The 11,578-nt window shown below is 69.1% G+C and carries 12 protein-coding genes; 7 read left to right on the forward strand and 5 right to left on the reverse strand.

Features of this window, described 5'->3' with window-relative positions:
- Window positions 1-120: 120 nt before the first annotated feature.
- Complete coding sequence (locus AC0LPE_RS07025) at window positions 121-2,001, forward strand: DEAD/DEAH box helicase (RefSeq protein ID WP_145692643.1); 1,881 nt, start codon at window positions 121-123, stop codon at window positions 1,999-2,001.
- A 6-nt stretch (window positions 2,002-2,007) separates the two neighbouring features.
- Here AC0LPE_RS07025 and AC0LPE_RS07030 read toward each other — a convergent pair whose 3' ends face one another.
- The 3 genes from AC0LPE_RS07030 to AC0LPE_RS07040 all read right to left on the reverse strand — a co-directional run bounded on the left by AC0LPE_RS07030 (window position 2,008) and on the right by AC0LPE_RS07040 (window position 5,101).
- A complete protein-coding gene (locus tag AC0LPE_RS07030; RefSeq protein WP_016691982.1) occupies window positions 2,008-2,523 on the reverse strand; it encodes a mycothiol transferase in 516 nt (171 codons plus the stop codon).
- Window positions 2,520-4,421, reverse strand: a complete 1,902-nt coding sequence (locus tag AC0LPE_RS07035; RefSeq protein WP_490605883.1) for an ABC transporter ATP-binding protein — start codon at window positions 4,419-4,421, stop codon at window positions 2,520-2,522. The genes AC0LPE_RS07030 and AC0LPE_RS07035 overlap by 4 nt, the downstream gene beginning before the upstream one ends.
- A gap of 89 nt (window positions 4,422-4,510) precedes the next feature.
- Complete coding sequence (locus AC0LPE_RS07040; protein ID WP_490605884.1) at window positions 4,511-5,101, reverse strand: AMIN-like domain-containing (lipo)protein; 591 nt, start codon at window positions 5,099-5,101, stop codon at window positions 4,511-4,513.
- A gap of 125 nt (window positions 5,102-5,226) precedes the next feature.
- On the opposite strand from AC0LPE_RS07040, the gene AC0LPE_RS07045 reads away from it, so the two are divergent.
- Genes AC0LPE_RS07045 through AC0LPE_RS07055 form a run of 3 tightly spaced genes read left to right on the forward strand, consistent with a single transcriptional unit; the run spans window position 5,227 to window position 7,324 of the window.
- A complete protein-coding gene (locus AC0LPE_RS07045; protein ID WP_490605885.1) occupies window positions 5,227-5,964 on the forward strand; it encodes an ABC transporter ATP-binding protein in 738 nt (245 codons plus the stop codon).
- A complete protein-coding gene (locus AC0LPE_RS07050) occupies window positions 5,961-6,716 on the forward strand; it encodes an ABC transporter permease (protein WP_490605886.1) in 756 nt (251 codons plus the stop codon). The genes AC0LPE_RS07045 and AC0LPE_RS07050 overlap by 4 nt, the downstream gene beginning before the upstream one ends.
- Window positions 6,713-7,324 carry a TetR/AcrR family transcriptional regulator gene (locus tag AC0LPE_RS07055; RefSeq protein ID WP_490605887.1) on the forward strand — a complete coding sequence of 204 codons (612 nt, stop codon included), beginning with the start codon at window positions 6,713-6,715 and terminating at the stop codon, window positions 7,322-7,324. Before AC0LPE_RS07050 ends, AC0LPE_RS07055 begins: the two co-directional genes overlap by 4 nt.
- A gap of 12 nt (window positions 7,325-7,336) precedes the next feature.
- On the opposite strand, the gene AC0LPE_RS07060 is transcribed toward AC0LPE_RS07055, so the two are convergent.
- Entirely contained in the window at window positions 7,337-8,074 is a 738-nt protein-coding gene (locus AC0LPE_RS07060) for an SDR family NAD(P)-dependent oxidoreductase (RefSeq protein ID WP_490605888.1), read from the reverse strand.
- A gap of 102 nt (window positions 8,075-8,176) precedes the next feature.
- Between AC0LPE_RS07060 and AC0LPE_RS07065 the strand changes: the two genes are divergently transcribed.
- A complete protein-coding gene (locus AC0LPE_RS07065; RefSeq protein WP_253249933.1) occupies window positions 8,177-9,070 on the forward strand; it encodes a helix-turn-helix domain-containing protein in 894 nt (297 codons plus the stop codon).
- A gap of 16 nt (window positions 9,071-9,086) precedes the next feature.
- On the opposite strand, the gene AC0LPE_RS07070 is transcribed toward AC0LPE_RS07065, so the two are convergent.
- The gene (locus tag AC0LPE_RS07070; RefSeq protein WP_016691974.1) at window positions 9,087-9,863 is read right to left on the reverse strand and encodes a deoxyribonuclease IV; all 777 of its coding nucleotides are present in this window, start codon (window positions 9,861-9,863) and stop codon (window positions 9,087-9,089) included.
- 78 nt (window positions 9,864-9,941) lie between these two features.
- On the opposite strand from AC0LPE_RS07070, the gene AC0LPE_RS07075 reads away from it, so the two are divergent.
- Complete coding sequence (locus tag AC0LPE_RS07075; RefSeq protein WP_160874778.1) at window positions 9,942-10,718, forward strand: SDR family NAD(P)-dependent oxidoreductase; 777 nt, start codon at window positions 9,942-9,944, stop codon at window positions 10,716-10,718.
- A 91-nt stretch (window positions 10,719-10,809) separates the two neighbouring features.
- Window positions 10,810-11,571, forward strand: coding sequence for an ABC transporter ATP-binding protein (locus tag AC0LPE_RS07080; protein ID WP_160874776.1), 762 nt, complete (start codon window positions 10,810-10,812; stop codon window positions 11,569-11,571).
- Window positions 11,572-11,578: the final 7 nt, after the last annotated feature.

An 11,578-nucleotide genomic window follows, 5' to 3' on the forward strand; every position in this document is an offset into this window, starting at 1 on the left:
TGTGACGCGCCCCGGATGTCGCAGACGGGGTGGGGTGTGTCATTATCTGCGCGCTCGAGCCCAGGTCGTGGCCGGGTCCGGGCGCGAAGAGGTGGGTTCATCCGATAAACTGCTGGTCAAATGAGTGAAATTCAAGACGCCCCCGACCAGGAGACCGCAGCTCTCACGTTTGCCGATCTCGACATCGACGCCCGTGTGCTGCAAGCTCTTTCGGATGTGGGTTACGAGTCCCCGTCGCCGATCCAGGCGGCGACCATCCCACCGCTGCTGGAGGGACGGGACGTCGTCGGTCTCGCTCAGACCGGCACCGGCAAGACCGCCGCCTTCGCAGTGCCGATCCTCTCGCGTATCGACACCTCCGTGAAGCGGCCCCAGGCGCTGGTGCTGGCGCCCACCCGAGAGCTCGCGCTGCAGGTCGCGGAGGCTTTCGGTAAGTATTCCGTCCATATCCCGGGCCTGAACGTCCTGCCCATCTACGGTGGCCAGGCATACGGTGTACAGCTGTCCGGTCTCCGCCGCGGCGCCCAGGTCATCGTCGGTACCCCCGGACGTGTGATCGATCACCTCGCCAAGGGCACCCTCGACATCTCCGAGCTCGAATTCCTCGTCCTCGACGAGGCCGACGAGATGCTCACCATGGGCTTCCAGGAGGACGTCGAGCGCATCCTCGCCGACACCCCCGACACCAAGCAGGTCGCGCTGTTCTCCGCGACCATGCCGGGCGCGATCCGACGGCTGTCGAAGCAGTACCTGAAGGATCCGCAGGAGATCACCGTCAAGTCGAAGACGACGACGTCGGCGAACATCTCCCAGCGCTGGGTTCTCGTCTCCCATCAGCGCAAGCTCGACGCGCTGACCCGGGTCCTCGAGGTCGAGACCTTCGAGGCCATGATCATCTTCGTGCGCACGAAGCAGGCCACCGAAGACCTGGCCGAGCGGTTGCGGGCCCGCGGTTTCTCCGCGGCCGCGATCAACGGCGACATCGTGCAGGCCCAGCGCGAGCGCACGATCAACCAGCTCAAGAACGGCACGCTCGACATCCTCGTCGCCACCGACGTCGCCGCGCGTGGTCTCGACGTCGAGCGCATCAGCCACGTCGTCAACTACGACATCCCGCACGACACCGAGTCGTACGTGCACCGCATCGGCCGCACGGGCCGCGCCGGCCGCACCGGCGACGCGCTGCTCTTCGTCGCTCCGCGCGAGCGCCACCTGCTCAAGGCGATCGAGCGGGCCACCCGCCAGCCGCTCGCCGAGATGCAGCTGCCCACCGTCGAGGACGTCAACGCCCAGCGCGTGTCGAAGTTCAACGACTCGATCACCGAGGCGCTCGCCTCCGATCACCTGCAGCTGTTCCGCACGTTCATCGAGGACTACGAGCGCGAGCACGACGTGCCCCTCGCCGACATCGCCGCCGCGCTGGCGGTGCTGTCGCGCGACGGCGAGTCGTTCCTCATGGAGGCCGATCCCGAGCCGTTCGTTCCGCAGCGCCGCGAGCGCGAACAGCGCGAGCGTCCGCCGCGTCGCTTCGACGACGGGCCGAAGGTCGGTCGCGACGGCCAGGAGATGACCACCTACCGCATCGCCGTGGGCAAGCGTCACCGCGTGCAGCCCGGTGCGATCGTCGGTGCCATCGCCAACGAGGGCGGGCTGCGCCGCGGCGATTTCGGGCACATCAGCATCCGTGCCGATCACAGCCTCGTCGAGCTGCCGAAGGATCTGTCGCCGCAGACCCTCGAGGCACTGCGCTCGACCCGCATCTCGGGTGTGCTCATCCAGCTGCAGCCCGACTCCGGCGCACCGTCCGGACGTCCGAGCTCGTATCGCGGACGCGACGACCGTCGCGGCGACGATCGACGCGGGGGAGACCGGCGCGATCACGGCAAGCGCGACCGCGGCGGCAAGCGCGAGTACGGCGACAGCCGTGGTGGCCGCTCCGGCGACTTCACACACCGCAGCGACCGCAACGACCGTGGTGGTCGCGGCGGTTACCGCGACTGACGGCCGTCAGCTCGTCCGTTGCGCCAGGACGTCGGCGGTGGCTCCGTCGATCGACTCGCGGATGATGTCGGCGTGCCCGGCGTGGCGGGCCCACTCCTCGATCTGATGCAGGATCAGGAACCGGACTGTGAACGGTTCGCCCTGATCGAGCCACTGCGCGACGCCGGGGGAGATCTCGACGACCCGGCCGAGATCGGCTTCGCCGTGAACCGTCGCGGCGAACCGCTCGGCCTCGGCGTCGAGACGGGCGAGCTGGTCGGCGACCGTCTCGCTCTCCTCGACCCGCCACCCGGCCTGCCACGCCGCGACCGGGTCGGCGTCGCGAGGGTTGTCGCCTCGGATCCGGCCGTCCGTGGCGACGAGACCGTCGACGAGATGGTTGACCAGCGACGCCAGGCTCATCGACGATGCGCTCGGCGCGCTGCGGGCCTGATCCTCGGTCAGGCCCGACAGCGCGTTGCGCAGGGCGTCGAACTGGTTGGAGAGCAACTTCAGCAACAGGTCGTGTTCTCGGGCGCTCATGCGTCGAGTATGGGGGCTCCCGCCGACACCTTCGGTCCCGAATCGGCGAACTGCGTGCGGTACAGCTCCGCGTAGCGGCCGCCCGCCGCCAGGAGATCGTCGTGGTTGCCGCGTTCGACGATGCGTCCGGCCTCGACGACCAGGATCTCGTCGGCGGCGCGGATGGTCGACAGACGGTGTGCGATGACCACCGAGGTGCGACCTTCGAGTGCCTCGGTCAACGCCTCCTGCACGGCGGCCTCCGAGGTCGAATCGAGATGGGCGGTGGCCTCGTCCAGGATCACCACCCGCGGATGGGCCAGCAGCAGCCGCGCGATCGTCAGTCGCTGACGTTCACCACCCGACAGGCGGTAGCCGCGTTCGCCGACGACCGTGTCGAGTCCGTTCGGCAACGACGCGATCAGGGGCTCGAGGCGTGCGCGACGCAGGGCGTCCCACAGTTCGTCCTCGCCTGCTTCGGGGCGGGCGAGCAGCAGGTTGTTGCGGACCGTGTCGTGGAACAGGTGACCGTCCTGGGTGACGAGCCCCACCGTCGCGCGGATCGAATCCGCGGTGAGTTCGCGGACGTCCGCTCCGCCGAGCAGCACGGCACCGGAATCGACATCGTACAGTCGCGGGATCAGTTGGGCGATGGTCGATTTGCCTGCACCGGACGATCCGACCAGCGCGACCATCCGGCCCGGTTCCACGCGGAACGACACGTCGTGCAGCACCTCTTCGCCGCCCCGCGAATCGAGCACCGCAACCTCCTCGAGGGAGGCGAGCGAGACCTTGTCGGCGGACGGATACGCGAAGGCGACGTCCCGGAGTTCCACTGCGACCGGGCCGCCGGGCACCGGCCGGGCGTCGGGCGACTGCTCGATCAGCGGCTTCAGATCCAGGATCTCGAAGACCCGCTCGAAGCTCACCATCGCACTCATGACGTCCATGCGGGCACTGGCCAGCGCCGTCAGCGGCGAGTACAGGCGAGTGAGGAGCATCGCCATCGCGACCACCGAACCGGGATCGAGCTGATCGCGCAGGGCATAGAAGCCGCCGAGGCCGTAGACGAGCGCGAGCGCGAGCGCGGACACCAGTGTCAGGGCCGTGACGAACACGCTCTGCAGCATCGCGGTGCGCACCCCGATGTCGCGGACCCGCTTCGCCCGGACGGCGAACTCCCTCGACTCCTGCGCCGGACGGCCGAACAGCTTGACCAGGGTGGCGCCCGGAGCCGAGAACCGTTCGGTCATCTGCGTGTTCATCACCGAGTTGTGGTTGGCCGCCTCCCGGCTGAGCTGCGCGAGCCGGGCACCCATGTGCCGGGCAGGGACCACGAAGATCGGGAGCAGCAGCAATGCGAGAAGTGTGATCTGCCAGGAGATCCCGACCATCACCACCAGGGTGATCGCGAGGGTGACGATGTTGCCGACCACGCCGGACAGGGTGTCGCTGAAGGCGCGCTGCGCACCGATGACGTCGTTGTTCAGGCGCGAGACGAGCGCGCCCGTACGGGTTCTCGTGAAGAAGGCGACCGGCATGCGCTGCACATGGTCGAAGACCGTGGTGCGCAGATCGAGGATGAGATCCTCGCCGATGCTCGCCGACAACCAGCGGTTCGCGATCCCGAGGCCGGCCTCGATCAGTGCGATCGCGGCGATGATCACCGCGAGCAGCACCACGACCGAGACCGCGGCACCGTCGACGATCGCGTCGATCACCCGCCCCGCGAGCACCGGTGTCGCGACGCCGAGCGCCGCGATGGTCACGCTCAGGACGAGATAGAAGGTGATGTTGCGGCGGTGCGGCCGGGCGAACTCCGCGATCCGCCGCAGGCTCGCTCGGGCGAACGGCCTGCGGTCGCTCTCGGCGTGCATCGCGTTGTACATCGCGTTCCACGCGGTGACTTCCATGCTCATGGTGTCGGCCTCCTCGGGTCGCAGCCGAGGCTAGGACCTCGAGTGCGCTCGAGGTCAAGCCTAGGCTCGCGCCACGACAGGACGAGGCGTCAGCGGGCCACGTCGATCACCACGCGGGTCGGCCCGGTGAGGGAGTACACCGAGAACGGGGTGCCGTGCGCGGCGACGCCGATGAACGATTGGGTGACACCTTCGAAGACACCGGACCCGCTGACCTCCACCACGGATCCGCCGGCATCGGCGAGCACGGGATCCGGGCCGTCGTACTGCTCGACACCGCTGTCGAACGGATAGGCCGAGCCGTCGATGAGCACCTGCAGCACGGCGTCGCCGGCGACGGGGACCTCGTTGCCGCTGCCCTGCTGGAGCGCCTCGTCGACGTAGCCGACCCGCCATCCCGGTGTGCCCTCGCCGCCGAGTTCGTAGACCACGCGATCGAAGCCCTCGTGACGTCCGGTGCGGATGTCGACGACGGTGAGTTTCGCGCCCTCTCCGGCCGGGGAGACCTTCTCGCGCGCGTCGCGCGGGACCTCGTCGAAGGTGGTGGTCTCGGGAGCCGAGGACGTCGGCGTGTCGACCGAGACGGCGGGGGAGGGCGCGGGCTCGTCGCCGCCGGCGGAGCATCCCGCCAGGACCAGTGCTGTTGCGGTGACGGCCAGAGCGAGACGCGTGTGCTTCATGGGGCTCATGGTACGTCGGAGCTCCCGGCGGTCCCTGGCGACGCTCGCGGAGGTTGACCGGATCGAGACGTGAGGCGCACAATTCATCCGAGGATGATTTCAACACTCGATGAATTGAGTGGACCATGACCATCGACCACATCTCCGACGCCGTCGACATCCGCGACCTGCATGTCCGGCGTGGCACCCACCGAGCTCTCGAGGACGTGAGCGTGCGCGTCCCGCGCGGGTCGATCACCGGACTGCTCGGGCCCTCGGGCTGCGGGAAGACCACCCTGATGCGCACGATCGTCGGCACCCAGATCGTCGAATCCGGCACGGTCACGGTGCTGGGCCTGCGCGCGGGCAGCGCCGAACTGCGCCGCCGCATCGGTTACGTCACCCAGTCGCCGAGCGTCTACCCCGACCTGACCGTCACCGAGAACGTCTCCTGTTTCGCCTCCCTCTACGGGCGGAAGGGCGCCGCGGTCACCGACACCCTCGCGGCGGTCGGGCTCACCGACCACGCCGGCAACCGGACGGCGGCCCTCTCCGGCGGCCAGCTCGGCCGGGTGTCGCTCGCGTGTGCACTCGTGGGCGATCCCGAACTGCTCGTGCTCGACGAACCCACCGTCGGACTCGACCCGTTGCTGCGCGCCGAACTGTGGGAGCACTTCCGCGCACTCGCCGACCGCGGCACCACCCTGCTCGTGTCGAGCCACGTCATGGACGAGGCCGACCACTGCGACGAGCTCGTCCTCCTGCGCGAAGGCCGGCTGGTCGCCCAGCTGACCCCGGCCGAACTGCGCGAACAGACGGGGGAAACGGGCCTCGAGAACGCCTTTCTCCGACTCATCCGGAACCGGACGGGAGCACGACCGTGAGCGCCGTCATCTATGCCACCACGACCACCCGCATCCTGCGTCAGCTGCGGGCCGACCATCGCACCGTCGCGATGATCGTGCTCGTCCCGAGCCTGCTGATGACGCTGCTGTACTTCATGTACCAGAACGCCCCCACCGGTCCGGGCGGAGTCTCGCTGTTCGACCGGATCGCCGTCACGATGCTCGGGATCCTCCCGTTCGTCGTGATGTTCCTGGTCACCTCCATCGCGATGCAACGCGAACGCAGTTCGGGCACCCTCGAACGGCTTCTCACCACACCGCTGACGAAACTCGACCTGCTCGCCGGTTACGGCAGCGCCTTCTCGCTCGCGGCGGCCGTCCAGGCCGGCCTCGCATGTGTGGTGGCCTTCTGGTTGCTCGATGTCACCAGCGCCGGATCGGTGTCGTGGGTGCTGGTCGTCGCGGTTCTCGTCGCCGTCCTCGGGGTCTCCCTGGGGCTGCTGTGCAGCGCCTTCGCCCGCACCGAGTTCCAGGCCGTGCAGTTCATGCCGGTGATCGTCATTCCGCAGTTCCTGCTGTGCGGGTTGCTCGTCGCCCGGGACGATCTGCCCGACTGGCTGCGCTGGATCAGCAACGCACTGCCGTTGAGCTACGCGGTGGAGGCCCTGCAGGAGATCACCGTGAACCCGGGGATCACCGGCGTCATGGTGCGGGATCTGATCGTCGTCGCGGCGTTCGCCGCCGCGGCCCTCGCGCTCGGTGCGGCGACACTGCGCCGCCGCACCCCGTGACGAGCGAGGCCGGGACGCGACGCCCCGGCCGCCGTCCCGGGAACTCGGGCGCGCGCGACGACATCCTCGCGAGCGCCCGGGAACTGTTCGCCGCCAACGGCTTCGACAAGACGACCGTGCGTGCGGTCGCAGCCCGTGCCGGGGTGGACCCGGCACTCGTGCACCACTACTTCGGCACCAAGCTGCAACTGTTCACCGCGTCCATCGCGCTGCCGGTCGATCCGCGCGACGTCCTCGCCCCCGTCTACGCGGCGCCGCCCGAGGATCTCGGTCGTGCCCTCACGACCGCCCTTCTCGGTGTGTGGGACTCCCCGCATCGCGACGCGGCCGTGGCGATGTTCCGTGCGCAGATCGCCGGGGGCGACAGCGGTCTGATCCGCTCGTTCCTGCTGGAAGTCGCGCTCGCACCGCTGTTCGAGCGTATCGACCGTCCCGTCGGCACCGGTCGGCTGCGGGCCGAACTGGTGGCCACCCAGATGACCGGGATCATGCTGGTGCGCTACATCATCGGACTCGAACCGCTCGCGTCGATGCCGTCGGAGCAGCTCGTCGGGATCGTCGCCCCCACCGTGCAGCGCTATCTGACCGGCGACATGCCGGAGACGTGACGGTCGATCGGATCACCACGGCACGACGCCGTGGCGGTCGACGAACAGGCCCTCGAGGGTCTCGGCGAAGCAGGCCGTCAGGATGGCGTCGGTGCCCTCCTCCACCGACTGGGTGCCGGAGAAGCCGTTGAGTGCCGTCGCGGTGTACCCCGGGTCCACGGCCACGACACGCACGTCGGGCAATGCCTTGGCGTACATCGTGGTCACCATGTTGAGGGCCGCCTTCGACGAGGTGTACACCAGGCCGGGCAGGGTGGATTCGACCCGCTGCGGATCGGAGGTGACGGCGAACGATCCCATGCCGCTCGACACCATCACCAGCCGAGGTGTCGACGACCGGCGGAGCAGCGACAGGAAGGTGTGGGTGACGCGGACCGGTCCGAGCAGGTTCACCCCGAAGACCGGGAGGAAGTCGGCGGGAACGGTGTCGACGGGATCGCCGAAGTTGCCGAGGATCCCGGCATTGTTGACGAGCACGTCCAGGCCTGTTGCCGACGCGCTCACGACATTGTGTGCGGCGGTGACGGATTCGTCGTCGGTCACGTCGAGTTCGACGACCCGCAGATCGGCGTCGGGGTGGTCGGCCCGGATCTTCGCGGCGGTCTCCTCGCCGGCGTGGGTGTCGCGCACGCCCATCCAGACGGTATGACCGGCTGCGGCGAGACGGCGTGAGGTCTCGGAACCCAGTCCACCGGTCGCACCGGTGACGAGAACGGACAGGGACGGTTGCGTGGAATTCTGCGTTGTCATGGATTCCACCATCGGAGCCCGCGGCGGCCCGTGCCAGGACGTGACGATCGTGGGATCGGCGGTCCTACCCATACCGCCGGACCACAGGTCATGCTGGTCGATGTGAGTGTCGATCGCACCGAGCTTGCAGCAGCGCTCCGGCGGGCCCGCGAACGGGTGGATCCGGGCGACGTCGGGTTGCCCTCCGGCCGACGCCGCCGAACTCCGGGGCTCCGCCGCGAGGAGGTCGCGATGCTCGCCGGGATCAGCGTCGACTACGTCGTGCGCCTCGAACAGGGGAGAGGCCCGGTCCCGTCGGTGCAGGTCCTCGGTGCCCTCGCCCGGGCGCTGCGACTCGACCTCGACGGGCGGAACCAGCTGTTCCACCTCGCCGGGGTCTCCCCACCCGGCCCGGGCACGATCGACATGCACGTCCGACCGAGCGTGCTGCGCCTGATCGACCGGTTCGCGGACCTCCCGGTGGTGGTGATGAGCGCGAAAGGGGACGTACTCGCGTGGAACGCGATGGCGTCGGCACTGCACGGCGACTGGTCGGCCGTGGCGCCCGAGCGGCGCAACATCCACCGGCTGCGGTTCCTGCCCGACGACGCGGACCCACCGCTCAGCAGTGTCGGCGGCACGGAGGCGGAGTTCGCGGCGACGGCGCACCAGTCGGTCGCGAGCCTGCGGTCCGCGTCAGCACGTTATCCCCGTGATTCGGGACTGCAGGAGCTGATCGACGAATTACGGAGCGGGTCCGAGCACTTCGCGGAGCTCTGGGCGACGGCCGAGCCGGGTGGGTGGCGCACGCACACCAAGACCGTGAACCACCCGGCCCTGGGGCCGATCGTCCTCGATTGCGACACCCTGCACGTGCCCGACGTCGACCAATCCGTCATCGTCTACTCGGCCGCGCCCGGTACCCCTGCCGCGGAGTCGCTCGCGTTGCTGCGCGTGGTGGGTACGCAGCAGTGGGGCGGTACGCAACAGTGGGGCGCCGAGTCGTCCCGCCCGTAGGGACCTGCGGTCGTACTCAGGCGCGGGATGCGTGCTCGCGCAGGAAGGCGATGTCGTCGGCGAGTCCCTCCGCCGGGGTCTCGAGCACGATCGGTGCGTCGGCCGCCACCGCGATCTCCGCGAGCAACTGCGGATCGATCTGCCCGTCGGCGAGATTGGCGTGCCGGTCGCGGGCCGAATCGAACTCGTCACGCGAATTGTTCAGGTGCACCAGGTCGATCCGCCCGGTGACCGCACGCACCCGTTCGACGACACCGACGAGATCCTCCCCGGCCGCCCAGGCGTGGCAGGTGTCGAGGCAGAAGCCGGGACCGTAGTCGCCGATGGCGTCCCACAGACGTCCGATCGCGTCGATGTAGCGGGCCATCGCGAAGTCGCCGCCCGCGGTGTTCTCGACGAGGATCGGCACCCCGAACCCGCCCTTGTCCTCCTGCCGTTCGAACAGCTTGCGCCAGTTCTCCACCCCGGCGGCGACGTCCTCACCCGCGCGGACGTGCCCGCCGTGGACCACCAGCCCGAGCGCGCCGATCCGCGCGGCCGCCTCGGCGTGGTCGGCGACGGCCTTGCGCGACGGCATCCGCACCCTGTTGTTCAGGCTCGCCACGTTGATGACGTACGGCGAGTGCACCACCACGTCGACGTCCGACGCGAGGATCTCCTCGGTGCGCGGATGCTCACCGGGCTTCGTCCACTTCTGCGGGTCCGACAGGAACACCTGCACCAGATCGGCACCGAGATGCTCGCCCTGCCCGATGGGATCGTCGTCCTGCCGGACGTGCGCACCTATCCGCATGTGCCACAGGTTAGGGCAGTGTCCCGCCGACCGGGACCGCAACACCCGGACGTGCCCGGAATCTGCTCGACTCCTCGCATGGGCACACTCGAAGGCGGGAAACTCGACGGCAGGGTCGCGCTGATCACCGGCGCAGGTCAGGGGATCGGTCAGGGGGTCGCGTTCGCGCTGGCCCGCGAAGGCGTGGCCATCGCGGTCGCCGGCCGGACCGAATCGAAGCTGATCGACACCGCCGAGCAGATCCGCGCGTTCGGTGGCATCGCCGAGCCGGTCGTGTGCGACATCGCCGATCCGGAGGCGATCGCCGCCGCGGTGGACCGGACGGTCGGGGCGTTCGGAGGTGTCGACATCCTCGTCAACAATGCGAGCTTCAATCCGCTCGGGCCGCTGCTCGACCTGAAGCCGGCCGTGCTGGAGAAGGCGTACCGCTCGGGTCCGCTCGCGGCGCTGCACGCCATGCAGCTCGTCCACCCGATCATGAAGGAACGCGGCGGCGGATCGATCGTCAACATGGTCACCTCCGCGGCGGTGCGCTGGGACATGAGCGGCTACGGCGGCTACGCCTCGACCAAGGAGGCGCTGCGGTCGCTCACCCGTACCGCGGCAGCGGAATGGGGGACCGACGGCATCCGCGTCAACGCCATCGCCCCGCACGCCCTGTCGCCCGGCCTGAAATGGTGGACGGAGACGAACCCGGAGGAGGCCGCCGAGTTCGTGCAAACCATCCCGCTCCGCCGCATCGGCGACCCCGAGCAGGACATCGGGCGCGCCGTGGCGTGGATTGTGAGCGACGACGCACGCTATCTCACCGGCGCGACGATCCCGCTGGACGGAGGCCAGGCACGCTGGGCCTGAGCCACCGCCCCGGCATACACCCGTATCCCCGAATCGAAGATCGGGGTCCTCCCCGATGGTGCAGTGGTCCCGGCACCGGGAAGATGGGTGCATGCCACTGCACTCGGCCCCAGCAGCCCGCGCCCAGGACCTGAAGAAGATCTACGGCACCGGAGAAACCGCGGTACACGCCCTCGACGGTGTGACCGCGGATTTCGCCGCCGGTGAGTTCACCGCGATCATGGGTCCCTCCGGATCGGGCAAGTCGACTCTCATGCACTGCCTCGCAGGTCTCGACAGCGCGACCTCCGGAGCGGTCTTCATCGGCGACACCGATCTGACGACCCTGTCCGACAAGGGGATGACCCAGCTGCGGCGCGACCGCATCGGCTTCGTCTTCCAGGCGTTCAACCTCGTCCCCACCCTCACCGCGCTCGAGAACATCACCCTCCCGGTGGACATCGCGGGCCGCAAGGTCGATCAGGAATGGCTCGACACCGTCGTCACCCGTCTGGGTCTCACCGACCGTCTCGGACACCGTCCCGGCGAACTGTCCGGTGGCCAGCAGCAGCGTGTCGCGTGCGCGCGTGCCCTCGCGGGCCGGCCCGAGATCATCTTCGGCGACGAGCCGACCGGCAACCTCGACTCGCGTTCGTCCGGTGAGGTGCTGTCCATCCTGCGCGCGGCCGTCGACGAGTTCGACCAGACCGTCGTGATCGTCACCCACGACCCGCGTGCCGCCGGCTACGCCGACCGCGTGGTGTTCCTCGGCGACGGACGCATCGTCGACGAGATGCGCGAACCGACGGCCGAACGTGTGCTCGACCGGATGAAGCAGTTCGATCCCGCCTCCGCGGCTCCCGTGGCGGAATAGGAGACAC

Source organism: Rhodococcus sp. S3 (assembly GCF_058211795.1).

Bases quoted from the DNA above. Each gene is read 5' to 3' on its own strand.
- AC0LPE_RS07035 (WP_490605883.1), bottom strand. From the start codon at position 4,421: ATGAGCATGGAAGTCACCGCGTGGAACGCGATGTACAACGCGATGCAC.
- AC0LPE_RS07075 (WP_160874778.1), top strand. From the start codon at position 9,942: ATGGGCACACTCGAAGGCGGGAAACTCGACGGCAGGGTCGCGCTGATC.
- AC0LPE_RS07040 (WP_490605884.1), bottom strand. From the start codon at position 5,101: ATGAAGCACACGCGTCTCGCTCTGGCCGTCACCGCAACAGCACTGGTC.
- AC0LPE_RS07025 (WP_145692643.1), top strand. From the start codon at position 121: ATGAGTGAAATTCAAGACGCCCCCGACCAGGAGACCGCAGCTCTCACG.
- AC0LPE_RS07070 (WP_016691974.1), bottom strand. From the start codon at position 9,863: ATGCGGATAGGTGCGCACGTCCGGCAGGACGACGATCCCATCGGGCAG.
- AC0LPE_RS07030 (WP_016691982.1), bottom strand. From the start codon at position 2,523: ATGAGCGCCCGAGAACACGACCTGTTGCTGAAGTTGCTCTCCAACCAG.
- AC0LPE_RS07060 (WP_490605888.1), bottom strand. From the start codon at position 8,074: ATGACAACGCAGAATTCCACGCAACCGTCCCTGTCCGTTCTCGTCACC.
- AC0LPE_RS07045 (WP_490605885.1), top strand. From the start codon at position 5,227: ATGACCATCGACCACATCTCCGACGCCGTCGACATCCGCGACCTGCAT.
- AC0LPE_RS07080 (WP_160874776.1), top strand. From the start codon at position 10,810: ATGCCACTGCACTCGGCCCCAGCAGCCCGCGCCCAGGACCTGAAGAAG.